Here is a 20,810-nt window from a genome sequence, read left to right as displayed (position 1 = left end):
GTCGCGACGCGGCTATCCGCGTCTAACTCGCCAGCCCCGCATCGATCAATTCGCGCGCCGCGCGAAAAGCCGCCTCGGCGGCCGCATGCTCGGTGGACCACAAGCTATCGATATGCACGAGCTGCCAGTCGACCACCGTCGAATCGTCGCGCAGCACCCGGAAATGCGCCTTGACGCCGGTCAGTACCTGTTCCACCGCCACCTCGATGTCGTAGTCGCCATAGCGCGCCTGATAGTCGCCCATGTCGACGCCCTTCGGCTCCATGCTCGTCTCCGTGGTTTCGCTGATCGCGGGTAGGCGGACGCGCGCGTCCCGCTGGCGTCGCGCTGGCCAATCACCTGCTCGCGACTCACCCGCGACGCGCCGCCTCGCTCTACACACCGGCCGTGCGGCCGGCCGCCGATCAGCGGATCAGTTGCAATCGCCGGAAAGATACTGCCGGCCGTTGCAGTTGATTTCGACCCCACCGCTGCCCGCTTCGGCAACCAGGTCGCATGCCAGCAACTCCGCCGCAACGGACTGCGCGACTTCGGGCGCCGTCTGTCCGACGCCGACGTCGTTCAGACGCCGCAACGCTTCCACCGCTTCAGGACTCAGGGACTTCGACATGGCCGTCTCCGTCGGAATGCTCAATTCATCGTAGCAAGTTTCATCGGCGGATGCAGGTGTGCGCCTGACGAGCCCGCTCCCCGGAGCGTCGAGCCTGGCAATTGGCGTCTGAAACCGGCATGACCGTTAGGAGCACGCCTCAACGCGCCAGCAGCGGCCCCGGAACGCGGCCTGCTACTAGCTAATTGTGCACACAGCCGCGTGTCTGCAGACGGCACGCGACATCGAAGGAGAACGACATGAAGCGAGGCAATTGGGCCACGTTGACGGCCACCGCCGCCGCGCTGGCAGCGCTCTTCGCGAGCGGCGCGAGCGCCGTCGCGCAGACGGCGCCCAGCGCGCCGCCGGACAGCCATGCGCCGATGGCCAAACCGCCCGAGGCGGCATCGGGCGCCGGCAGTTCGAGCAACCCGGACAACATGCCGATCAAGCGGCCGGCGAAGCCAACCAACGACCACATGTCACACGAGCCGCCCGCAAGCGGCGCAAACGCGAAATAGCCGCTGCGCACGCCGCTCGCATTGGCGGAGCGTCATCAAAGCCGCGCGATCGACACCTCGGTCGACTTCACGAGCGCGACCACCTCCGAGCCGACTTTCAGTTCGAGTTCGTCGACCGAGCGCGTCGTGATCACCGACGTGACGATACCGAACGGCGTCTCTACGTCGACCTCGGACACCACCGAGCCGCGGATGATTTCCTTGACCTTGCCTTTGAACTGATTGCGCACGTTGATGGCGGAAATGCTCATTTCAGATCGCTCCACAGAAGCAGTTGATAACGGATCGGATCGATTTGCCAGGAAAACTCAGACGGCCCAGCGCACTTCGGTCGGCCGCGTGAGACGACCGGGTTCGGGCAAGCCATCCGGGTCATAGGGCTGATACGCGCGATGCGCCAGCGTGTCGTCGTTCGGCGCGTTGTTCAGCACGCGTTGCAGCACGTGGTCTTCGAGTGCGGCGAAGCCCGCCGACGCCCGCGCGCGCGGACGTGCGAGCGCGACCGGCTGATCGAGCGCGATGCGGCCTTCCTCGATCAGCAGAATCCGCTCGCCGAGCGCGACGGCTTCGTGCACGTCGTGCGTGACGAGCAGCGCGGTGAAGCGATGCTCGCGCCACAGCCTTTCGATCAGCGTGTGCATTTCGATGCGCGTCAACGCATCGAGCGCGCCGAGCGGCTCGTCGAGCAGCAGCAATTGCGGACGATGCACGAGCGCCCGCGCGAGCGCGACGCGCTGCCGCTGACCGCCCGATAGTTGCGCGGGCCAGTCGTTCGCGCGTTCGAGCAGGCCGACTTCGGCGAGCACCGCGCGCGCATCGTCGCGCGCGCCGCGGCCGAGGCCGAGCATCACGTTTTGCAGCACGCTTTTCCACGGCAGCAGACGCGCATCCTGAAACATGATGCGGGTGTCGAGCGGACCGCCGTTCCCGGCGCGCTTTTCGAGCACACCCGAGCTGGCTTCTTCGAGACCCGCGACGAGCCGCAACAAGGTCGACTTGCCGCAACCGCTGCGGCCGACGATCGCGACGAAGCTGCCCCGCTCGATCGACAGATCGAAGCCCGACAGCACCTCGCGCTCGCCATAGCGCTTGCCGACGCCGCGCAATTGCACCGCGTAGTCGCTCGCGGGGCGCGCGTCGCTGCGGGCCAGCGCGGGAGCGGGTTGCAAGCCGGCTTGCGAGCCGTGATGAGTCCCGGCCGCCCCGTCCCGCTCAACCTTCGCAGCCTCGTTCGCGTCGTGATCCGCGAGCCGCGGCTGCGCGAGTTCGGTCTCGAGATCGCTGCCCACGATACCGCCGAACGTCGTCGATAGCGTCGTTGCGCTCATACTTTTGCTCCTCGCTGATAGGCCGGATGCCAGCGCAGCGACACGCGCTCGAGGCTCTTCGCGAGCATGTCCGCGAGTTTGCCGAGCGCCGCGTACAGCAGAATGCCGACCACCACCACATCGGTTTGCAGGAATTCGCGCGCGTTCATCGTCATGTAGCCGATGCCCGATTGCGCGGAAATGGTCTCGGCGACGATCAGCGTGACCCACATCAGACCGAACGCGAAACGCACGCCGACCAGAATCGACGGCAGCGCACCCGGCAGAATCACGTGGCGGTACAGCGCGAAACCTTTGACGCCATAGCTGCGCGCCATCTCGATCAGGTTCGCGTCGACCGAACGGATGCCGTGAAACGTGTTCACATAGACCGGGAAGAACACGCCGAGCGCGACGAGGAATACCTTCGCTTGTTCCTCGATGCCGAACCACAGGATCACGAGCGGAATCATCGCGAGCGCGGGAATGTTGCGGATCATCTGTACGGTCGAATCGAGCACGATTTCCGCGGGTTTGAAGAGACCCGTCGCCAGTCCGAGCACCAGACCGATGCCGCCGCCGATCGCGAAGCCCGACACCGCGCGCCAGGTGCTGACCTTCACGTCGGCCCACATTTCGCCGGACTGGATCAGCGACCATGCGGCCTTCACGACCGCGAGCGGCTCGGGCAGCACGCGCGTCGACAGCGCTCCGCTGCGCGCGGCGATTTCCCACGCGAGCAGGATCGCGATCGGCGCGAGCCACGGCAGCAGATGCGCGCCGAAACGGCGCAGCGCGGCAGCGCGCGCCGTGGACGCGGGCTGCGGGGTTACCGCCGTTCCCGCGCTCAAAGTGGTATCACTCATGTTGGCTTTTCTCCTTGTCTGTCGATCGTCGCGCGCGTGTCGCGCAAGCCGCGCGACCCACGCTATGCGCGCGCTCAACTCGCGCTCGCCGCCTTCGGCAGATAGCTGGTGCCGACGATTTCGCCGAACGGCCCCGACAACGGCCCGTTGGCAACCTTGCTGAAGCGTTGCGGCAGCAGCGGAAACACGAGTTCGGCGAAGCGGTAGGATTCCTCGAGATGCGGATAGCCCGACAGGATGAACGTCTCGATGCCGAGCGCCGCGTACTCCTTCATACGCGCGGCCACCTGCTCCGGATTGCCGACCAGCGCGGTGCCCGCGCCGCCGCGCACGAGCCCCACGCCCGCCCACAGGTTCGGATAGACCTCGAGCTGCTCGCGCCCGCCACGCCTGCCGCCGTGCAGCGCGGCCATACGGCGCTGCCCTTCCGAATCCATCTTCGCGAACGACGCCTGCGCACGCGAGACCGTGTCGTCGTCGAGCTTGCTGATCAGCTGGTCGGCCGCGGCCCACGCTTCCTCCTCGGTCTCGCGCACGATCACGTGCAGACGGATCCCGAAGCGAATCCGCCGGCCGCGCGCCGCGGCGCGTGCGCGAATGTCGGCGATCTTCTTCGCGACCGCTTCGGGCGGCTCGCCCCACGTCAGATAGGTGTCGATGTGCTCGGCCGCGATATCGTGCGCGGCCGCCGACGAGCCGCCGAACCACAGCGGCGGATGCGGGTTTTGCACCGGCGGATATAGCGCCTTGCCGCCCTTCGACCGCAAATGCTTGCCGTCGAAATCGATCGCTTCGTTGCTGTGCGACGCGGCGAGCAGCTTGCGCCAGATATGCAGGAATTCGTCGGTGATTTCGTAGCGCGTGTCGTGATCGACGAACACGCCGTCGCCGGCCAGTTCGGCCGCGTCGCCGCCCGTCACCACGTTGATCAACAGACGCCCGTTCGACAGCCGGTCGAACGTCGCCGCCATACGCGCGGCGAGTCCCGGCGACGACAGCCCCGGGCGAATCGCGACGAGGAACTTCAGCCGCTGCGTCGCGGCAATCAGGCTCGACGCGACGACCCAGGCGTCCTCGCACGAGCGGCCGGTCGGCAGCAGCACGCCCTCATAGCCGAGCGTGTCGGCGGCGACGGCGATCTGCCGGAAGTAGTCGTAGTCGGCTGCGCGTGCGCCTTGGGACGTACCGAGATAGCGGCTGTCGCCGTGAGTCGGAATGAACCAGAACACATTCATGTTGTTACTCCTGTCTGTCCCTGACGTAATAAAAACGGTGAGCGCGAGCGCCGGCCGCGCGCATCGAGCCGGCAACCGGCAAGGCGCTGCGACGCGTTGAAGGATTGAGAAACGGACGATGGACTCAGGCCATCGGCAACTGCGTCAAATCGATGAAGGCTATGCGCCTGGCGGACGACACCGCGAACACGACCGCGCGTGAGCCCTGCGACAACGGAGATTCGGTGTGAGGCTCGACATTGCGACGGCTTTCCTCGACCAACGTGCGCGTGATGCGCTCGATTTATCGGATGACGGCGACACCCGAGCCGTCTGCATGAGGAAACAGTCTATGGAGCGGTCCGCGGCTTTTGAACGATTTTATTGAGCTTTGGATTTCCGCTTTCGTGATTAGCCCGGTTCTACCGCATACGGTTGTTGCGCTTTATACACGCGACCCCGGCCGCCCAACCCCGGTCGATATAATGGCGCTCGTTTCCAATCACCCGGTACAGGTCTTGCGAGTCGCCTGTACGTTGCCGGTGCAATGCATGCAAAAAATTATTCTGCCGTTCGTCGCCGGTTTTCTGGCTTCTTTGTTCTTTCGCGAATCGACGCTGGCGCTGATGCACGCTGCCGGCATGATCGACCCCAGCGGTTTTTCGACCGCGCCGTTTTTGCCGCTCGGCCTGCCTGAGTTCATCGCGAACGCAATCTGGAGCGCGTGCTGGGCCGTGCTGATGGCCTGGCTGCTGCGCGTTGCGCCGCATCGGCGCGCGCCGTGGGTACCCGCGTTCGTGTTCGGCGGCATCGTGCTGACGGCGGCGGGCGTGTTCGTCGTCGATCCGCTGCGCGGCATCTGGCCGAGCGGCAACATGCTGCCGCGCCTCGCGGTGGGCTTCACGGCGAACGCGATGTGGGGCTGGGGTGCGCTCGTGTTCATGCGCGCGTTCATGGCGAGCGAGGCAGAGGAATAAGCGCGGCGAACATGAATTCGCGCAACGCGTAGATTCGCGCGGGCGGGTTCGCGAGGCCGCGCGTTCAGCCGCGCAGAGCGCCCAGTGGGTGTTCGTTCGCCGGCCACGGGCTGTCGAACATCTGCTCCACATCGGCCCGGTTGACGTCCTCGATGCGCGCGAAACGCCAGCGCGGCGCGTTGTCCTTATCGATGATGCGTGCGCGAATGCCTTCCACCGTATCGCCGCGCAGAAAGCTCGAGCGCGTCAGATCGAGATCAGTGCGCAGCACGTCGGCCATCGACCCTTCCGCGCGCGTGACCACTTCGAGCGAGACCGCCATCGACAGCGGCGAGCGCTCGCGCAGCACCGCGATCGTCTGCTCGGCCCACTCCGCCGCGTCGCCACCGCGCTCGCGTTCCTGTTCGAGCGACTTGAGTATCCGCGCGACGTCGGGCAGCGCGAAATGCCGGTCGATCAACGTCCGCGCCTTCGCGAGCGCGCTCTCCTCGGGCCGCGGCGCGACCTGATACGCGAGCGTCTCGCGCTCGACGCACGCAACCACATCAGCACCGCGCTCGAACGGTTCGCGACCCAACCTATCGACGAGCGCGGGCAACGCCGCGTCGTCCATGTAGGCATCGGCGAGGCCCGCGTACAGCGCGTCGGCCGCGCCGATCGTCTCGCCGGTCACCGCCAGATAGCGGCCGATCGCGCCGGGCGTGCGCGCGAGAAACCAGCTCGCGCCGACATCCGGAAAGAGGCCGATACGGGTTTCGGGCATCGCCATCTTCGTCGATTGCGTGACGACGCGCAGGCCGCCGGAGCGATGTGCGCCCTGCGAAATGCCCATGCCGCCGCCCATCACGATGCCGTTCATCAACGCGATATACGGCTTCGGATACACGAAGATCGCGTGATTGAGCCGGTATTCCTCGCTGAAGAATGTATCGCGCGCCTCCTGGTCGCCGGTTTGCGACGCTTCGTACATGAAGCGGATGTCGCCGCCCGCGCAGAACGCGCGCTCGTGCCGGCTGCGCACGACGACGGCCAGCACCTCGGGGTCCTCGCGCCACTGGTCGAGCGCCGCGTGGATCGCGCGGATCATGCCGGTCGACAGCGCGTTCAGCGCTTTCGGCCGCTCCAGTTCGATGAGACCGATGCGGTTGGCTACGTGGGTCGCGATTTCGTCGCTAGTGGCGGGCAAGGCGGACGTGGACATGGAGAACTGGGCGCGGCGGCGCGGCATGAGGTGGAACCGAACGTTATCACGGGCCTGCCGCTTTGCGTTTGGTGGGGAGCTCGCGGGCCGGGTCCGTGGAGCCGGCCGACTTGGCGTGGCGCCGCGCGACGGTTTTTTTGCCGCGGACTGCGGCGCTGTTCGATGCGCCCGCCGCCACGGCCTGCGGCACACCGAGCCATGCGTCGAGCGTTACACCGACGAGCGTCTCGAGCGGCACGCTCGGAAACACCGGGCACGTGAGATTCAGCGCGACGATGCCATGCAGACTCGCCCACAACGCCTCGGCCCAGATGGCCGGCTCCATCGATGCGACCGACGCCGACAGACGCCCCGCTGCTCGCAACTCGTCGAGCGCGTCGATCATGATGTGCAGCGCGGCGTCGCCGGGATCGTCGTCGGCAACGCCGCCGGCGGCGTTGCCCAGGGAGGCGGTCGAACCACCGGTCCCGGTGTTCGCGCTTGTGTCGCCCGTGTTGCCGTCGTGTTTGCCAGTGCCCACCCCGCCACCGAGCGCCGCGCCGGTATAGCTCGGGTCCTCCATGAAAATCAGCCGGTACGTTTCAGGATGCTCGACGCCAAACGCGACGTACGCGCGCCCGAGCGCCTTCAGCCGTTCGGCGGGATCCGCGATCTGCACGAGCGGCACGAAGGTCGCGAGCAACTGCGCGTAGCCTTCGGCGCACAAGGCCCGCGCGATGTCGTCGCGACTCGCGAAATGCAGATACAACGTGGCGGGCGAATATTCGATCGCGTCAGCGATCTTGCGCATCGACAGCGCGGCAAAGCCCTCGCCCACGACGATGCGCCGCGCGGCATCGAGGATGCGTTCGCGCAGTGCCTGCTTCTGGCGGTTTTTTCGTTCGGCGATTCCCATGACTCGCAATTTTCAGATTGACAAACTGAAAAGTCAATTTAAACTGAACATCGTTTACTGAACAATGTTCAGTAAATTTTCATCTGTCAAATCGAGCAGCCACGAGCGCGCGACGATGTCGCGCCGCCATCTGAGGGAATCGTCATGCAAACCACGGGAAAGGTCGGTTTATTCGGTGCAGCGGGCGCTGCGGGTCAAAGCATCGCGACGGCGCTTGGCGCGGCGGGCCGCGATTACCGGGTGGTCGGCCGCTCGCGCGAGGTATTGCAACGGACTTTCGGTGACGACCCGCACGCGGAGATCGTCACCTGGAACCCCGACGACCCCGCCTCGATCCGCGCCGCGGCCGCCGGTCTTCAGACCGTGATCTACCTCGTCGGCGTGCCCTACGACCAGTTCGCGCAGCACCCGCCGTTGATGGAGAAAACGCTGGCTGGCGTGACGGCCGCCGGTGTCGAGCGCTTCATTCTGATCGGCACCGTGTATCCGTATGGCCGCGCGCGCGGCAACCCGGTCCGCGAAGATCATCCGCGCGAGCCGCACACGTTCAAGGGCCGCATGCGGCTTGAACAGGAAAAGCTCGTGCTGGCCGCGCATGGCCAGAAAGGTCTCGAAACGCTGGTATTGCGACTGCCCGATTTCTACGGACCGGGGGTCGAGCGCAGCCTGTTGCACGGTGTCTTCGTTGGCGCCGCTACCGGCAAGCGCGCGCAGGTGCTCGGTCCCGTCGACGTACCGCACGAATTCATCTATCTGCCGGATGTCGGTCCCGTGATCGAACGACTTACGCGCACGCCCGAAGCCTACGGCCGCTGGTGGCATCTCGCGGGCGCCGGCACGATCACGCAGCGCGAGGTGGCGCGCGAGGCCTACGCGCTCGCGGGCTCCGGGCCGAAGCTGATGGTGGCCGGCAAGGGCATGCTGCGCGTGCTCGGGCTATTCAATCCGCTGATGCGCGAGTTGGTCGAGATGAACTATCTGATGACCGAGCCGGTCGTGCTCGATGATTCGGCGCTGGCGACGTTGATCGGGCCGCTCAGGAAGACGTCGTATCAGGAAGGGATCAGGCGGTGCTTCGAAGCGGCGCGCGAGGTAGTGCCGGCACGCGACATGAATTAGCGGCCAGGCGTTGGCGATGCGTAGGTGAAGTGAAAACCGCAGAGATGGACCTGCACCCGGCCTCTGGCGCCGACGGTCCGTAGGCAGGTCCGCTTAGCCTGCCATCTGCCCCGGCGGAAAGTGGCCACTCTTGAGCAGCACGGGTGTGCCGTTACTGATCTGCAGATGCTCACGCGCAACGGCCTCGATGCGCGGCCGGCCCGCATCGAACGCGCGCAGCCAGCCGTCGAGGTCCTCGCTGTAAGCGCCGAAATGATCCTCGAGCGCTTCCACCGAGATCGCGCACGGCACCGGCTCACCGTCCACCAGCGCGGAAAACACGACGGTCAGGTTGGAGTCGCGGTAGGCAGGCGCGTCTTCGGGAAAACGGATTTTCATGGTCGCCTCGTCAGAAGTTGGCGGCGGGAATGTAGCTCGCGCGGAAGGCCGCTGCGCGCCGCCGATCCTCGCGAGTCCCGCTATGGTACTCGCGCCGCCGGATCACGGTCCAGCGCGCGCGGGCGCCTGATTCAGGGCATCGCGCGCTGCCTTGGCGAGCCCATCGGCGGGCCCTTTGCACGGAAATCGCCGAGACGCTCACGGCCCATCCAGCAATCGGTCGACATACTCGCGGGCCGCCCGTTCGACGAACGCGAGCGCCTCTTCTTCACTGTCGAAGCGTTGCCGGTCGCCGAGCTCGAGCAGCGTTTCCATCCGGTGCGGATCGTCCGGGCCGAGCTCGGCGAGGCTGACCGTGCCGACGTAGGTACCGTCCGCTTTGGTGTGCGCGTCGCCCGACGGGCCCGACGTGCTGCCCCCTGGCACGAGGCGCGCGGCGGCGCTGATGTAATAGCCGCGATAAGGGCCACTGACCCGTTCAGCCATCTTCGTCCTCCTGTTGCGGTTGCAGAGCTGGCGCCAGTCGCAACGGCGCCGCCCTGATGCTTCAGCATGCGGCGCGCCGCTGCACTGGGTGTGTGCGGGCAGCCGTCCCACAACGATAAGGCGCGTTGCAGCGCGATAAGTTCTGCTCGCGAGACGCGCCCCCCGCGCCGCGCCAAAAGATCCGCGCCAAAAGATCCGCGCCAAAGAACCGCGCCGCACTTCAGCCGCGCGCGCTGGTCGAACGGTCCATACCGGCATGCTCCATGCTGTCGCACGGTACCTGTTACGACGCCATTTCGAGGCCAGCGAGCGCAATATGGGAAAATATTTTCTGCAGGATCATGAACTGCCCGAGCCGGATGCGGCGAACCGCTGGTTCGAGTACGCCGAAAGTCACGGCATCGACATCCCGAAAGCGATCGGCATCTGGGAAGACGCAGCCACTGAAGAAGGCGCGGAAGCCCGGCGGCTCCTCAACGCAGCGGGCATCACGGTCGAAATGACCTGAGCCGTGACGCGCGCCCTCGCGCTCCACAGCGGCCGACCCGACCCGGCAGCCCCCTCTATCTGAATGAAAGGACACAACACGATGCAATTCACGACGCAACCGCGACGCGCCGGCCGATTCCACCGCCTCCGATCCAGCGCCGCGCTTGCCCTCGTGCGTCGCGCGTCGCTGTCGGCCGCCTTGCCCGCCACGCTGCTGCTCGCCGCGGGACTGGGCGGCTGCGCGTCGTCGAACACGACCACGCTGATCAATCTGCCCAACGGCCAGACCGGCTTCGCGGTCAACTGCAGCGGCGCCGACGCCGGCTCGAGTTGGGCCTCGTGCTACGTGCAAGCGGGTAAGGCCTGCGGCGCGACCGGCTACGACATCGTGTCGAAGGACAACGACGAAGGCGGCACCGCCGGCGGCAGCGTCACGAACGTGGCGTCGGCGAACGTGAAGGGCCGCTCGATGATCGTGCGCTGCAAGTAAGCCGATTTACGTGCCTGGCGGCAATCGCGGCGGCTGGCGCGGGCGCTCAATGCGCCTGCATCTTCGAGAAGAGATTCAACACCGCGACGCCAGCGACGATCAATCCCAGCCCGATGATCGCCGGTACGTCGGGTACCTGCCGGTACAGCACTAGCGCGACCAGCGTGATCAGCACGATGCCCGCGCCGGACCAGATCGCGTAGACGATGCCGACTGGAATGCTTCGGAGCGTCAACGACAGGCAATAGAACGCGATGCCGTAGCCGAGCACGACGACCATCGACGGCAGCAGCCGTGAAAAGCCGTCCGAGGCCCGCATCGCGGAAGTCGCGATCACTTCGGCGACGATCGCGATCGCGAGCAGCGCATACGGGGGTACGCGCATCGCGTCAGTTTTTCGCGAGCGCGAGCTTGCCGTAGTCGTGACCGAGATGCGCGCACAGCGCTTCGACCACGAGTTCATGATCGGCGCGCTGCGGCAGACCGGACACCGTGATCGAACCGATCACGCCCGCCCCTTCCACCGCCAGCGGAAACGCGCCGCCGTGCGACGCGTACTCGGTGGCCGGCAGTCCGTGCTTGTCGGCGAGCGTCGCGCCCGCGAGCTGCATTTTCAGACCGATCGCGTACGAGCTACGGCGAAATTGCGCGACGGTGTTGCCCTTGCGACGCGCCCAGTCGACGTTGTCGGGCGTCGCGCCGTCGAGCAGGCTGAAGAATAGCGGCTGGCCGAACGTTCGCACGTCGATTGCAGCGGCAATGCCGCGCGCTTTCGCGACTTCGTGCAGATACGCGCCGACTTGCCACGCGCGGTCGGCATCGAAGCGGGGAAACACGAGGGTTTTTTCCTGAATGGCGATGACCTGCAGGTCGTGAGCGATATCCATGGGGTTCAGAACGGGTCGGGGCATCAGAGTCAAAGGGGCCGCCGTCGTGAAGATCCGGCGAGCCGCGTGGAGAATCTGAATTCTAGCGCAGCGTCCGCGCACGGCTTTCCAGAGCCTTTCCGATAGGCGACGTCGCGCGGGCAGAGCGAAGCGCAATGAAGCCAATTCTTACATGGCTATTGCGCTGACCGTATGGCTGGTCTATAATCTTTTCTTCGACGGACGCGGGGTGGAGCAGTCTGGCAGCTCGTCGGGCTCATAACCCGAAGGTCGTAGGTTCAAATCCTACCCCCGCAACCAACCGAAATCATTGAAGGGTTACAACGCATCGGCGTGTAACCCTTTTTTGTTTTTGTGGCCTTGGGCTGGTGATCCCCTTGACCGCCCCTCCCTCAGGCGAAAAAAACGCGTCAACTGAATGACGCGCCAAGCTACGGGGCAATGTACAAGAGAGAAAAGATGACTGCGGTGGACGCGGTGGCCTCCATCTCAACCATCAGGACCGATGCCATCAGCGCATCCAAAAATCGACTGTCAATCAATGTCGGACACGACGGCGCTCGCCGCCTTGGACGTCGTCTCGCGCAGCCCCTGTCGGCGCCTCAGTAATCCCTCGCCCCGGTGATAAACTCCTATCACCCTTTCTCGTCCCCTTTCCAATGAAATTCTGTTCTGTCTGCGGCCACGGCGTCAGTCTGAGCATTCCGCCGGGCGACAATCGCGAGCGCTTCGTATGCGGCAGTTGCGGCACCGTGCATTATCAGAATCCGCGTAACGTGGTCGGCACCGTTCCCGTGTGGGACGACAAGGTGCTGCTGTGCCGTCGCGCGATCGAGCCGCGCTACGGTTACTGGACACTGCCCGCCGGCTTCATGGAAATGGGAGAAACGACGGCCGAAGCCGCCTCGCGCGAAACGCTCGAGGAAGCCGGCGCCCGCGTCGAGGTGCAGAACCTGTTTTCGCTGCTGAATGTGCCGCACGTGCATCAGGTACATCTGTTCTACATGGCGCGGCTGCTCGATCTCGACGTCGTCGCCGGCGAGGAAAGCCTCGAAGTGAAGCTGTTCGAGGAGCACGAGATTCCGTGGGATGAGATCGCGTTTCCGACCGTCGGCCAGACGCTGCGCTTTTTTTTCGCCGACCGCGCGGCCGGCAGTTTCGGCCTGCATACCGGCGACATCTTCCGCTCCCTGCGCGAAGGCTGAGCGGCGCGCATGGTTCCCTGGCTCGGAGCTGACGACCCGTTTCCGCCCGTCGAGCGCGCGCTCGGCGCCGCGAGCGGCGCGCCCGGTCTGCTGGCGGCAAGCGGCGATCTGCTGCCGTCGCGCCTCATCGACGCGTATCGGCGCGGCATCTTCCCATGGTATTCGGACGGCCAGCCGGTGTTGTGGTGGAGCCCCGATCCGCGCATGATCCTGCGCCCCGCCGAGTTCAAGGTGTCGCCATCGCTGCGCAAGACGCTCAAGCGCGTGTTGCGCGACGACGCGTGGGAAATCCGCGTCGATCACGATTTCGCCGCCGTGATGCGCGCCTGCGCGCAGGCGCCGCGCCACGGTCAGCGCGGCACGTGGATCACCGCCGACGTCGTCGAAGCCTATTCGTCGCTGCACCGCCTGGGCGACGCGCACAGCATCGAAACCTGGCTCGAGGGCAAGCGTGTAGCGGGATTGTATGGCGTGTCGCTCGGGCGGATGTTCTTCGGCGAATCGATGTACACCGACGTCACCGACGGCTCGAAAATGGCGCTGGCCGCGCTGGTCGGCCACTTGCGACGTCACGAAATAGAAATGATAGACTGCCAGCAGAACACGTCGCATCTGGCGTCGCTCGGCGGCCGCGAGATAGCGCGCAAGGCGTTTGTCGCGCATGTTCGCGCGTCTGTCGGCGCGCCGGCTATCCCGTGGCGCTTCGACAAGACCGCCCTGCTCGACATCCTCGCGCAGGCGGCGTAGGAAAAATCAGGCCGAATCCGGTCCGCCGCCCATCGAATAGCGGCATCAACCGCCGGGCGTGCCGGGTTTGCATTACCAGAGACGCTTCGAGAGCTGCCAACGTGACTCATCCCAACGAGCTGCCTCTTTCTCCGCTTTCCGCGCTGCAATTTTATGCAACGGCGCCCTATCCCTGCAGTTACCTGGACGGCCGCATCGCGCGCTCGCAGGTCGCCACACCCAGTCACCTGATCAATTCGGACGTCTACACCGACCTCGTCAAGGCGGGCTTCCGGCGCTCGGGCGTGTTCACGTATCGCCCGTATTGCGACGGCTGCCGCGCGTGCGTGCCGGTGCGCGTGCCGGTCGAGCGTTTTCAGCCGAACCGCACGCAGCGGCGTGTATGGAGAAAGCACGGCGACCTGATCGCGACCGTCGCGCCGCTGCACTACGACGAGGAGCATTACGCGCTGTATATGCGCTACCAGTCGGCGCGCCACGCGGGCGGCGGCATGGATCGCGACAGCCGCGACCAGTACGAGCAGTTCCTGCTGCAAAGCCGGATCAACTCGCGGCTCGTCGAGTTTCGTGAGCCACCGCCGCTGCAGCCCGATGGGCGACCTGACGCGCGGGGCGCGCTGCGCATGATCAGCATGATCGATATCCTCGGCGACGGGTTGTCGTCGGTGTACACGTTCTTCGAGCCGAGCCTGCCGCACGCGAGCTTCGGCACCTACAACATCTTCTGGCAGATCGAGCAGGCGCGCAGCCTGAACCTGCCCTACGTGTATCTCGGCTACTGGATTCGCGAAAGCCCGAAAATGGCGTACAAGGCGAATTTCCGGCCGCTCGAAGGCTTGATCGACGGCGCGTGGCGCGTGCTCGATCCGGCCAGCATCGACCTGCCGCCGGTCGATTTCGCGATGCATGGACGACGCGGGCCGCTCAGGCCGTAGTCGAGGCGCCGTCCGTCGAGTCGTTGCCGGGTCCTGCGTCGCCGGCAACGCCCCCACCAGTCTCATCAAAGCCCAAAGCCGGTAAAATAGCGGGTTCCCATTTTCCGGCCGTCCGGCTTCATCCCGTGCTCAGCTCCCTTTATCCGCTCGTTCGCGCCCAACTCTTTCGCATGGACGCGGAAGACGCTCACCATCTGACTTTGCGCATGCTCGGCGCCGCCGGTCGCACCGGCCTCGCCGGCGCGCTCGCGTCGCGCGTGCCGGATTCGCCGCGCACCCTGATGGGCCTGACGTTCCGAAACCCGGTCGGACTCGCGGCGGGCCTCGACAAAGACGGCGCGTGCATCGACGGTCTGGCGGCGCTCGGCTTCGGCTTCATCGAAGTGGGCACCGTGACACCGCGCGCGCAGCCGGGCAATCCGCGTCCGCGCATGTTCCGGCTGCCGCAGGCGAACGCGGTGATCAACCGGATGGGCTTTAACAACGCCGGCGTCGACCAGTTCGTGAAGAACGTCCAGGCCGCGCGCTATCGCGGCATCCTCGGTCTTAATATCGGCAAGAACGCCGACACGCCGATCGAGCGCGCCGCTGAAGACTATCTGTACTGCCTCGAGCGCGTGTACCCGTTCGCGAGCTACGTGACGGTCAACATTTCGTCGCCGAATACGAAGAACCTGCGCCAGCTGCAGGGCGCCGACGAACTCGACGCGCTGCTCGCCGCGCTGAAAGACAAGCAGCAAAGACTCGCCGACATGCACGGCAAGCTCGTGCCGCTCGCACTGAAGATCGCGCCCGACCTCGGCGACGAGCAGGTCAAGTCGATCGCCGACACCTTGCTGCGCCACAAATTCGAAGGCGTCATCGCGACCAACACTACGCTCTCGCGCACCGCCGTCGCCGGCATGCGGCATGCTGACGAAGCCGGCGGCCTGTCGGGCAAGCCGGTGTTCGACGCGTCGAACGAGGTGATCCGCAAGCTGCGCGCCGAAGTCGGCGAGGCCGTGCCGATCATCGGCGTCGGCGGCATTTTCTCGGGCGACGACGCGCGCGCGAAGCTCGCGGCCGGCGCGTCGCTGGTGCAGCTTTATACTGGTTTCATCTACCGCGGTCCGGCGCTCGTCGCCGAATGCGCGCAGGCGTTGCGCTAGGCATCCGCGCCGCCGCATATAGACATAAACAAACGGTATTTAGGTGGCGATAGGCTCGTTTGCTATGCTCTCGACCGTCAAAACATCAGACGTACAAGGAACACGATGAAATTCGGCCTGTTGAAGAAGCTCCTCGCCACCGCGCTGATCGGCGCGTCGCTGAGCGCCGTTACCGCGCACGCGGAAGACCTGCTCGACCAGGTCAAGCAGCGCGGCACGCTGCGCATCGGTCTCGAAGGCACCTTCCCGCCGTTCAACTCGAAAGCGCCGTCGGGCGAGCTGGTCGGCTATGACGTCGACATCGCCAAGGCGGTCGCGGCCAGGCTCGGCGTGAAGCCCGAGTTCGTCACGACCGAGTGGAGCGGCATCATCGCCGGTCTGCAGGCGGGCAAGTTCGATGTGATCGTCAACCAGGTCGGCATCACCGACGCGCGCAAGCAGACGCTCGACTTCTCGCCGGCGTACACGTACTCGGCGGCGCAACTGATCCAGCGCAAGAACGACACGCGCCAGTTCACCTCGCTCGAAGACCTGAAGGGCAAGAAGCTCGGCGTCGGTCTCGGCACGAACTACATGGACATGGCGAAGGCAGTGCCGGGCATCGACGTGAAGACCTACCCGGGCGCACCCGAATACCTGCGTGATCTGGCCGCCGGCCGGCTCGACGCGGCGTTGAACGACCGTCTGATGCTCGCGTACCTGCTGAAGAACTCGAACCTGCCGCTGCGCACCGGCGCGAACGTCGGCCCGGGCAACCCGTCGGGCATTCCGTTCAGAAAGGGCAACCCGAAGTTCGCGCAGGCGATCGACGACGCAATGACCCAGCTCGAAGCGGACGGCACCTTCACGAAGATCTCGGACAAGTGGTTCGGCATCGACGTCAGCAAGCCGATCAAGTAACACGCGTGGAGTCGAACGAAGGGCGGCATCGATCACGATGCCGCCCTTCGCGCTTTTTGCGGCCCACGCGAGTTGCGGGAGCCGCGGGAGCCGAACCGCGCGCCGCGTATACCCCGAGCCGCATCGCGCGGCCCGCGCCTGAACGCGCGCCAAAGTTTATGATGTGCGCTTTGTGCGTCAATAAGAACACTGCCCATGTCCATCACATCCCTGCTGCTCCAATCGGTGCCGGTGCTCGCACAAGGCGCGCTGCTGACGATCAAGTTCGCGATCCTGTCGATGATCTTCGGCCTGATCGGCGGCGCCATGCTCGCGCTGATGGGCATCAGCCACAGCCGTCCGCTGAACTGGATCGCGCGCGTCTATGTGAGCGTGATGCGCGGCACGCCGCTGCTCGTGCAGATCTTCGTGATTTATTACGGTCTGCCGAGCTTCGGCATTTCGCTCGATCCGACGCCGGCCGGCGTGATCGCGCTGTCGGCGAACGTCGCCGCGTATCTGTCCGAGAGCATGCGCGGCGCGATTCTGGGCATCCACCAGGGCCAGTGGCTCGCCTCGTACAGCCTCGGGCTATCGCGGCGTCAGACGCTGCGCTACGTGATCGCGCCGCAGGCGCTGCGCATCGCGGTGCCGAGTCTGTCGAACAGCCTGATCAGCCTGATCAAGGACACCTCGCTCGTGTCCGTCATCACGGTGACCGAGTTGCTGCGCAGCGCGCAGGAAATCATCGCGTCGACCTACCAGCCGCTGCCGCTTTATCTTGCGGCCGCGGCCGTGTACTGGGTGCTGTGTCAGGTGCTCGAGTGGGCGCAGCGCTGGTACGAGCGGCGGCTGTCGCTGCCGACGCGGCACTGAGCGCCGCCCACTCCTTTTCGTTGCCCCCAGCGGCTCATTCCCCTGCGAACTTGAGCCCCAACGCCGCGCGCGCCGCGTCGGCCATCGCGATCATCTGTCGCGACGTGTCGTGCGGCATCAGCGGACTCTCCAGCACACCCGCGCGGATCAGCTCGCAAAAGTGCGCGGTCTCGTAGTTCAAGCCGCCGCCTTCGAACGGTTCGTCGAGTTCGACGACGCGGCCATCCGCATAACGGATCGTCGCGCGCGACGGGTTCCACCACGGCTCGTGCAGCGTCACGTGACCGCCTTGGGCCATCAGCAGCGCATCGCCCTTGCCATGCAGATCGAGCCCGCAGAATAGCTGCGCGATACCGCCGCGCTCGTGCAGGCTGTTCAGACTCGCGAACGTATCGACGCCGGTCGCGCCAAGCCGGCCGAAGGTCTGCACGTCGCGTGGCGCGCCGAGCCAGTCGACCGCGAGAAACATCTCGTAGATGCCGATATCGAGCAGCGCGCCGCCCGCATGCTCGAACGACAGCGACGGATGATCGGCCGGCACGCCCGGCACCGAGCAGCCCGCGCGCACGAGCCCGACCTCGCCGATCGGCTCGGCCGCGAGGCGCTCGCGCAACCTTCTGTAGAGCGGATAGAACGGCGGCTTCATCGCTTCCATGAAGAGCCGTTGCGAAGCGCGCGCGGAGTCGAGCACGCGCTCGAGCTGCGGACGATTGATACACGCGGGTTTCTCGCACAGCACGTGCAGCCCCGCTTGCAACGCGGCGATCGCATAGTCGGCGTGACTGTCCTGCAGCGTCGCGATATAGAGCGCGTCGATGCCGCTCGCGAGCAGCGTGTCGAAACTGTCGCAGACGGCGCCGCCGAATTCATCGGCGAACGCCTGGGCCGGTTCCACGCGACGCGACCACAGCGCCGCGAGCCGCGTCCGCGGCACGAACGCGAGCCCTTGCGCGAAGCGGCGCGCAATCCGGCCGGTGCCGACGATCCCCCAGCGGATCTCGCGCGATGAAGTGGTGTCCTGCGCTGCCCGATCGGTCGGTTGGGTGCTGGCAGCGTGCGGTGCCGCTGTCGTATCTGTCATCGTGTGTACAAAGGTCCATGCGGTTCGGAACAGCCGCTATTGTCACCGATGCCGCTTGCGAACGCGGCGAACCCGGCCAATCGAACCATGCGGCATCACTGCCGCGCACCGACCTTCGACACCCCACCCCGCCGCTCCCGCCGGACATTGACATACGCTCGGTCCGCGCTCGCAATCACGCTCAAACCCGCGCCGGCGGCTCCGCGGAAAACCGCCCGCCGACCTCCTCGGCCGCGTAATCGATCATCGCGAGCGCAGCGATCTCGGCCTCCTTCGGATCGCGCCGCTCGATCGCTTCGATGACGCGCTGATGCGATGCGATCGCACTCTCCCACAGCCCTTCCCGGTCGTGCACGATCGGATTGAGGGTCGACAGCGCGCCGCGAATGATCGCCGCCATCTGCTTGAAGAACTGGTTGCCGCTCGCGATCACGATGCGCGTATGGAACAGCTCGTCGGCTTCCTGATAGCCGGCCTCGCCCGGACGGATCATGCGAAACGCCTCGAACGCCTCGCGAATCGCCGCGACTTCCGCGGCACTGCCGCGCGCGGCCGCCTGCGCCGACGCGCGCGGTTCGATCAGCATGCGAAACTCGATCACGTCACGCAGAAACATCGGATCGGGCTTTGCGCGGAAACGCCAATTGACGACGTCCTCGTCGATCATGCGCCAGTCGCTCATCGGCCGGATGCGCGTGCCGATCTTCGGCCGCACGTCGAGCATGTCGCGCGCGAGCAGCATCGATAGCGCCTCGCGCATCACGGTGCGGCTCACATCGAATTCCTTCGACAGCACATCCTGCGGCGGCAGAATCGCGCCGTATTTTTCCTCGACGATGCCGCTGACGAGCCCGTCCATGACTTTGCTCACCAACGAGCGATCCTTGTTTGCGTGTTCCATGACATATCCCCGAAGCGGTGTTGACCCCGCGTGGCCTGTTGATTGAAGGGCCCGTACGTATCTGTTATGCCAATAGAATCGTTTTTCGATACGTTGCAAGCTTCGAAACGGATGCGCCAGTGGGACACTTCCTGACAGGGTTATCCCTCTGAAGATTTGTTTCGTTCGTGTAACGCCATCTGTTTCGCCAGGCACAAAGCTCGCTCGTCAAAGCGTGCCTGCGTTGTGGGGTTTGAATTGTGCGCATTCGCACGTTGGCGTGATGAAATTGTCTGATTTGCACGGACGTGGTCGGACGCCTGCGTGTTCCGGCGAACAAAGATCGGCTCCTGCGCCTCCGACAGCACGCTGACGCCGAACAGCTCGGCGTCCATCAGCCGTGCAAGCGCACGATGTCGTCTTCGCCGGGAGCGCCGCCCGACTGCACCTCGATGATTTCCAGCGGCGTCTTGCCAGCATTTTCGAGCCGATGCCTGACGCCCAGCGGAATCAACGTCGACTGATTCTCCGACAGCAGGAAGCGCTCGTCGCCGTCCTTGCTCGACGCGTCCCACACCGAGTCCCAGGCGCCGGTGTCCGACCAGCCCGCGTCGAGCGGCACCGTCACGCCGACGAGACGCGCGTCGGTGCCGATGCGCTCCATCACCGCATAGTCGACTGAGTCGGACGGACACGCGGCGAACGCGTCGCGCGCGAGATGCAGCGCGCCGGCCTCGTCGATGCTCGCGCCTGCGAATGCGTCCTTGCAGGCCGCCGCGATCAGCGGACGGCACAGGCCGATCGCGTCGAGCCACACCGACGCGCGCACCACGAACATGCCACTGTTCCACCAGTACTCGCCCGACGCGAAGTAGCGCTCGGCCAGCTCGGCATCGGGCTTCTCGACGAAGCGCTCGATCGTCCGCGCACCCCGGTTTCCCAAGGCCGCGGCGGTGCGGATATAGCTGTAGCCGGTCGCCGCGCGCTGCGGCGGCACGCCGAGCGTGACGATCGCGCCCCGCGAAGCATGCGCGAGCGCTTCCTTGAGCGCCGCGCCGAACGCCGCTTGATCGGCGATCGGATGATCGGCGGGCAGCGCGACCAGCATCGGATCGTCGCCGGCCGCGGCATGCGCGCGCGCGGCGAGCGCCGCGACGGTCAGCGCCGGAGCGGTGTTGCGCGCCATCGGTTCGAGCAGTATGCGCACCGGCTTGCGGTACTGCTCGAGGCGCTCGAGCGTCGGTAGCCGCAGTTCCTCGCAGCAGACCACCAGCGGCGCGGCGGGCGGCGTGGTGCGGGCCGCGTCGGGCGCGGCCGGGTCGAACGCGTCGTCGAGGCGGCGCAGCATCGCTTCGAGCAGCGACTGGTCGCCCATCAGCCCGATCCGCTGCTTCGGATTGCGTTCGCGCGACAGCGGCCACAGCCTCGTACCGGAGCCGCTCGCGAGAATCACCGGTTGCACGGTCAGTTCGCGCAGCGCGGCGGCGGTCCCAGCCTGCGGCGCGGGCGAATTACCTGGTTCTACCATTCGATTCATTTGCGATCCTGTCGAATCCAGATCCTGTTCACGGGCCGGCATGACGGCAGCAAGTGCCTAGTGGTCGCACGCGCGTTCAGTCGTATGCGCGCGACGCACGCTG

General features: G+C 65.8%; 27 protein-coding genes and 1 tRNA gene. 12 read left to right on the top strand and 16 right to left on the bottom strand.

What is annotated here, in order from left to right; translation table 11 throughout:
* Positions 1–22 precede the first annotated feature (22 nt).
* Positions 23–265, bottom strand: coding sequence for a DUF6566 family protein (locus OKW37_RS12440; protein WP_018418205.1), 243 nt, complete (start codon positions 263–265; stop codon positions 23–25).
* 147 nt (positions 266–412) lie between these two features.
* A complete protein-coding gene (locus tag OKW37_RS12435) occupies positions 413–610 on the bottom strand; it encodes a hypothetical protein (RefSeq protein WP_013089281.1) in 198 nt (65 codons plus the stop codon).
* A gap of 239 nt (positions 611–849) precedes the next feature.
* Here OKW37_RS12435 and OKW37_RS12430 point away from each other — a divergent pair, with 239 nt between their 5' ends.
* Positions 850–1,110: a hypothetical protein gene (locus OKW37_RS12430; RefSeq protein WP_090804375.1), complete on the top strand. Its 261-nt coding sequence runs from the start codon at positions 850–852 to the stop codon at positions 1,108–1,110.
* A gap of 35 nt (positions 1,111–1,145) precedes the next feature.
* Here OKW37_RS12430 and OKW37_RS12425 read toward each other — a convergent pair whose 3' ends face one another.
* The 4 genes from OKW37_RS12425 to ssuD all read right to left on the bottom strand — a co-directional run bounded on the left by OKW37_RS12425 (position 1,146) and on the right by ssuD (position 4,518).
* The gene (locus OKW37_RS12425; protein WP_008922916.1) at positions 1,146–1,361 is read right to left on the bottom strand and encodes a TOBE domain-containing protein; all 216 of its coding nucleotides are present in this window, start codon (positions 1,359–1,361) and stop codon (positions 1,146–1,148) included.
* A 57-nt stretch (positions 1,362–1,418) separates the two neighbouring features.
* Entirely contained in the window at positions 1,419–2,438 is a 1,020-nt protein-coding gene (locus OKW37_RS12420; RefSeq protein ID WP_429406225.1) for an ATP-binding cassette domain-containing protein, read from the bottom strand.
* Positions 2,435–3,283 (bottom strand): aliphatic sulfonate ABC transporter permease SsuC, encoded by an 849-nt coding sequence (gene ssuC, locus OKW37_RS12415; RefSeq protein WP_429406227.1) that lies wholly within the window; start codon positions 3,281–3,283, stop codon positions 2,435–2,437. The genes OKW37_RS12420 and ssuC overlap by 4 nt, the downstream gene beginning before the upstream one ends.
* Positions 3,284–3,357: 74 nt before the next feature.
* A complete protein-coding gene (ssuD, locus tag OKW37_RS12410; protein ID WP_429406229.1) occupies positions 3,358–4,518 on the bottom strand; it encodes an FMNH2-dependent alkanesulfonate monooxygenase in 1,161 nt (386 codons plus the stop codon).
* A 530-nt stretch (positions 4,519–5,048) separates the two neighbouring features.
* On the opposite strand from ssuD, the gene OKW37_RS12405 reads away from it, so the two are divergent.
* Positions 5,049–5,474 carry a hypothetical protein gene (locus OKW37_RS12405; protein WP_429406231.1) on the top strand — a complete coding sequence of 142 codons (426 nt, stop codon included), beginning with the start codon at positions 5,049–5,051 and terminating at the stop codon, positions 5,472–5,474.
* 64 nt (positions 5,475–5,538) lie between these two features.
* Here OKW37_RS12405 and OKW37_RS12400 read toward each other — a convergent pair whose 3' ends face one another.
* On the bottom strand, positions 5,539–6,675 hold the full coding sequence (locus tag OKW37_RS12400) for an enoyl-CoA hydratase/isomerase family protein (protein ID WP_429406233.1): 1,137 nt from the start codon (positions 6,673–6,675) through the stop codon (positions 5,539–5,541).
* Between the two features lie 46 nt (positions 6,676–6,721).
* Positions 6,722–7,570 (bottom strand): TetR/AcrR family transcriptional regulator, encoded by an 849-nt coding sequence (locus OKW37_RS12395; RefSeq protein WP_429406234.1) that lies wholly within the window; start codon positions 7,568–7,570, stop codon positions 6,722–6,724.
* 144 nt (positions 7,571–7,714) lie between these two features.
* Here OKW37_RS12395 and OKW37_RS12390 point away from each other — a divergent pair, with 144 nt between their 5' ends.
* On the top strand, positions 7,715–8,689 hold the full coding sequence (locus OKW37_RS12390; RefSeq protein ID WP_429406236.1) for an NAD-dependent epimerase/dehydratase family protein: 975 nt from the start codon (positions 7,715–7,717) through the stop codon (positions 8,687–8,689).
* 93 nt (positions 8,690–8,782) lie between these two features.
* Here OKW37_RS12390 and OKW37_RS12385 read toward each other — a convergent pair whose 3' ends face one another.
* Positions 8,783–9,067 carry a DUF1488 domain-containing protein gene (locus OKW37_RS12385; RefSeq protein ID WP_184029285.1) on the bottom strand — a complete coding sequence of 95 codons (285 nt, stop codon included), beginning with the start codon at positions 9,065–9,067 and terminating at the stop codon, positions 8,783–8,785.
* A 198-nt stretch (positions 9,068–9,265) separates the two neighbouring features.
* On the bottom strand, positions 9,266–9,553 hold the full coding sequence (locus OKW37_RS12380) for a hypothetical protein (RefSeq protein ID WP_090804360.1): 288 nt from the start codon (positions 9,551–9,553) through the stop codon (positions 9,266–9,268).
* 316 nt (positions 9,554–9,869) lie between these two features.
* On the opposite strand from OKW37_RS12380, the gene OKW37_RS12375 reads away from it, so the two are divergent.
* The gene (locus OKW37_RS12375; RefSeq protein WP_184029291.1) at positions 9,870–10,061 is read left to right on the top strand and encodes a hypothetical protein; all 192 of its coding nucleotides are present in this window, start codon (positions 9,870–9,872) and stop codon (positions 10,059–10,061) included.
* An 81-nt stretch (positions 10,062–10,142) separates the two neighbouring features.
* Positions 10,143–10,532 (top strand): hypothetical protein, encoded by a 390-nt coding sequence (locus OKW37_RS12370; protein WP_429406239.1) that lies wholly within the window; start codon positions 10,143–10,145, stop codon positions 10,530–10,532.
* Between the two features lie 46 nt (positions 10,533–10,578).
* Here the strand turns inward: OKW37_RS12370 and OKW37_RS12365 are convergent, their stop codons facing one another.
* Both OKW37_RS12365 and OKW37_RS12360 read right to left on the bottom strand, forming a co-directional pair.
* Positions 10,579–10,917, bottom strand: coding sequence for a DMT family transporter (locus OKW37_RS12365; protein ID WP_184068636.1), 339 nt, complete (start codon positions 10,915–10,917; stop codon positions 10,579–10,581).
* A gap of 4 nt (positions 10,918–10,921) precedes the next feature.
* Positions 10,922–11,419: a heme-degrading domain-containing protein gene (locus OKW37_RS12360; protein ID WP_184043993.1), complete on the bottom strand. Its 498-nt coding sequence runs from the start codon at positions 11,417–11,419 to the stop codon at positions 10,922–10,924.
* A 223-nt stretch (positions 11,420–11,642) separates the two neighbouring features.
* On the opposite strand from OKW37_RS12360, the gene OKW37_RS12355 reads away from it, so the two are divergent.
* The 7 genes from OKW37_RS12355 to OKW37_RS12325 all read left to right on the top strand — a co-directional run bounded on the left by OKW37_RS12355 (position 11,643) and on the right by OKW37_RS12325 (position 17,209).
* Positions 11,643–11,719: transfer RNA gene (locus tag OKW37_RS12355), tRNA-Met, on the top strand.
* Between the two features lie 359 nt (positions 11,720–12,078).
* Positions 12,079–12,624 carry an NUDIX hydrolase gene (locus OKW37_RS12350; RefSeq protein ID WP_090804352.1) on the top strand — a complete coding sequence of 182 codons (546 nt, stop codon included), beginning with the start codon at positions 12,079–12,081 and terminating at the stop codon, positions 12,622–12,624.
* 9 nt (positions 12,625–12,633) lie between these two features.
* Positions 12,634–13,371, top strand: coding sequence for a leucyl/phenylalanyl-tRNA--protein transferase (aat, locus tag OKW37_RS12345; RefSeq protein WP_429406241.1), 738 nt, complete (start codon positions 12,634–12,636; stop codon positions 13,369–13,371).
* Between the two features lie 101 nt (positions 13,372–13,472).
* Positions 13,473–14,306, top strand: coding sequence for an arginyltransferase (locus OKW37_RS12340; protein ID WP_184068642.1), 834 nt, complete (start codon positions 13,473–13,475; stop codon positions 14,304–14,306).
* A 125-nt stretch (positions 14,307–14,431) separates the two neighbouring features.
* On the top strand, positions 14,432–15,454 hold the full coding sequence (locus OKW37_RS12335; RefSeq protein ID WP_184068645.1) for a quinone-dependent dihydroorotate dehydrogenase: 1,023 nt from the start codon (positions 14,432–14,434) through the stop codon (positions 15,452–15,454).
* A 105-nt stretch (positions 15,455–15,559) separates the two neighbouring features.
* A complete protein-coding gene (locus OKW37_RS12330; RefSeq protein WP_090805719.1) occupies positions 15,560–16,354 on the top strand; it encodes a cystine ABC transporter substrate-binding protein in 795 nt (264 codons plus the stop codon).
* A gap of 195 nt (positions 16,355–16,549) precedes the next feature.
* Entirely contained in the window at positions 16,550–17,209 is a 660-nt protein-coding gene (locus OKW37_RS12325; protein WP_090804344.1) for an amino acid ABC transporter permease, read from the top strand.
* Between the two features lie 34 nt (positions 17,210–17,243).
* Here OKW37_RS12325 and OKW37_RS12320 read toward each other — a convergent pair whose 3' ends face one another.
* The 4 genes from OKW37_RS12320 to OKW37_RS12305 all read right to left on the bottom strand — a co-directional run bounded on the left by OKW37_RS12320 (position 17,244) and on the right by OKW37_RS12305 (position 20,707).
* Positions 17,244–18,290, bottom strand: a complete 1,047-nt coding sequence (locus tag OKW37_RS12320) for a Gfo/Idh/MocA family protein (RefSeq protein ID WP_429406244.1) — start codon at positions 18,288–18,290, stop codon at positions 17,244–17,246.
* 181 nt (positions 18,291–18,471) lie between these two features.
* Positions 18,472–19,191: a FadR/GntR family transcriptional regulator gene (locus OKW37_RS12315; RefSeq protein ID WP_184068648.1), complete on the bottom strand. Its 720-nt coding sequence runs from the start codon at positions 19,189–19,191 to the stop codon at positions 18,472–18,474.
* Between the two features lie 140 nt (positions 19,192–19,331).
* Positions 19,332–19,565, bottom strand: coding sequence for a hypothetical protein (locus tag OKW37_RS12310; protein WP_090804338.1), 234 nt, complete (start codon positions 19,563–19,565; stop codon positions 19,332–19,334).
* Entirely contained in the window at positions 19,565–20,707 is a 1,143-nt protein-coding gene (locus OKW37_RS12305; RefSeq protein WP_429406246.1) for a mannose-1-phosphate guanylyltransferase, read from the bottom strand. The genes OKW37_RS12310 and OKW37_RS12305 overlap by 1 nt, the downstream gene beginning before the upstream one ends.
* Positions 20,708–20,810: the final 103 nt, after the last annotated feature.

The sequence above is a fragment of the Paraburkholderia sp. MM5482-R2 genome, assembly GCF_050436125.1.
In the GTDB taxonomy this organism is placed as follows: domain Bacteria; phylum Pseudomonadota; class Gammaproteobacteria; order Burkholderiales; family Burkholderiaceae; genus Paraburkholderia; species Paraburkholderia tuberum.
This window is presented reverse-complemented; position numbering and strand designations above follow the sequence as displayed.

Excerpts from the sequence above, each read along its gene's own strand:
- OKW37_RS12310 (WP_090804338.1), bottom strand. The coding sequence starts at position 19,565 with ATGGACGCCGAGCTGTTCGGCGTCAGCGTGCTGTCGGAGGCGCAGGAG.
- OKW37_RS12320 (WP_429406244.1), bottom strand. The coding sequence starts at position 18,290 with ATGACAGATACGACAGCGGCACCGCACGCTGCCAGCACCCAACCGACC.
- aat (WP_429406241.1), top strand. The coding sequence starts at position 12,634 with ATGGTTCCCTGGCTCGGAGCTGACGACCCGTTTCCGCCCGTCGAGCGC.
- OKW37_RS12420 (WP_429406225.1), bottom strand. The coding sequence starts at position 2,438 with ATGAGCGCAACGACGCTATCGACGACGTTCGGCGGTATCGTGGGCAGC.
- OKW37_RS12405 (WP_429406231.1), top strand. The coding sequence starts at position 5,049 with ATGCAAAAAATTATTCTGCCGTTCGTCGCCGGTTTTCTGGCTTCTTTG.
- OKW37_RS12350 (WP_090804352.1), top strand. The coding sequence starts at position 12,079 with ATGAAATTCTGTTCTGTCTGCGGCCACGGCGTCAGTCTGAGCATTCCG.
- OKW37_RS12325 (WP_090804344.1), top strand. The coding sequence starts at position 16,550 with ATGTCCATCACATCCCTGCTGCTCCAATCGGTGCCGGTGCTCGCACAA.
- ssuC (WP_429406227.1), bottom strand. The coding sequence starts at position 3,283 with ATGAGTGATACCACTTTGAGCGCGGGAACGGCGGTAACCCCGCAGCCC.
- ssuD (WP_429406229.1), bottom strand. The coding sequence starts at position 4,518 with ATGAATGTGTTCTGGTTCATTCCGACTCACGGCGACAGCCGCTATCTC.
- OKW37_RS12400 (WP_429406233.1), bottom strand. The coding sequence starts at position 6,675 with ATGTCCACGTCCGCCTTGCCCGCCACTAGCGACGAAATCGCGACCCAC.
- OKW37_RS12305 (WP_429406246.1), bottom strand. The coding sequence starts at position 20,707 with ATGAATCGAATGGTAGAACCAGGTAATTCGCCCGCGCCGCAGGCTGGG.
- OKW37_RS12385 (WP_184029285.1), bottom strand. The coding sequence starts at position 9,067 with ATGAAAATCCGTTTTCCCGAAGACGCGCCTGCCTACCGCGACTCCAAC.
- OKW37_RS12375 (WP_184029291.1), top strand. The coding sequence starts at position 9,870 with ATGGGAAAATATTTTCTGCAGGATCATGAACTGCCCGAGCCGGATGCG.
- OKW37_RS12370 (WP_429406239.1), top strand. The coding sequence starts at position 10,143 with ATGCAATTCACGACGCAACCGCGACGCGCCGGCCGATTCCACCGCCTC.
- OKW37_RS12330 (WP_090805719.1), top strand. The coding sequence starts at position 15,560 with ATGAAATTCGGCCTGTTGAAGAAGCTCCTCGCCACCGCGCTGATCGGC.
- OKW37_RS12315 (WP_184068648.1), bottom strand. The coding sequence starts at position 19,191 with ATGGAACACGCAAACAAGGATCGCTCGTTGGTGAGCAAAGTCATGGAC.
- OKW37_RS12360 (WP_184043993.1), bottom strand. The coding sequence starts at position 11,419 with ATGGATATCGCTCACGACCTGCAGGTCATCGCCATTCAGGAAAAAACC.
- OKW37_RS12380 (WP_090804360.1), bottom strand. The coding sequence starts at position 9,553 with ATGGCTGAACGGGTCAGTGGCCCTTATCGCGGCTATTACATCAGCGCC.
- OKW37_RS12390 (WP_429406236.1), top strand. The coding sequence starts at position 7,715 with ATGCAAACCACGGGAAAGGTCGGTTTATTCGGTGCAGCGGGCGCTGCG.
- OKW37_RS12440 (WP_018418205.1), bottom strand. The coding sequence starts at position 265 with ATGGAGCCGAAGGGCGTCGACATGGGCGACTATCAGGCGCGCTATGGC.
- OKW37_RS12395 (WP_429406234.1), bottom strand. The coding sequence starts at position 7,570 with ATGGGAATCGCCGAACGAAAAAACCGCCAGAAGCAGGCACTGCGCGAA.
- OKW37_RS12435 (WP_013089281.1), bottom strand. The coding sequence starts at position 610 with ATGTCGAAGTCCCTGAGTCCTGAAGCGGTGGAAGCGTTGCGGCGTCTG.
- OKW37_RS12365 (WP_184068636.1), bottom strand. The coding sequence starts at position 10,917 with ATGCGCGTACCCCCGTATGCGCTGCTCGCGATCGCGATCGTCGCCGAA.
- OKW37_RS12430 (WP_090804375.1), top strand. The coding sequence starts at position 850 with ATGAAGCGAGGCAATTGGGCCACGTTGACGGCCACCGCCGCCGCGCTG.
- OKW37_RS12425 (WP_008922916.1), bottom strand. The coding sequence starts at position 1,361 with ATGAGCATTTCCGCCATCAACGTGCGCAATCAGTTCAAAGGCAAGGTC.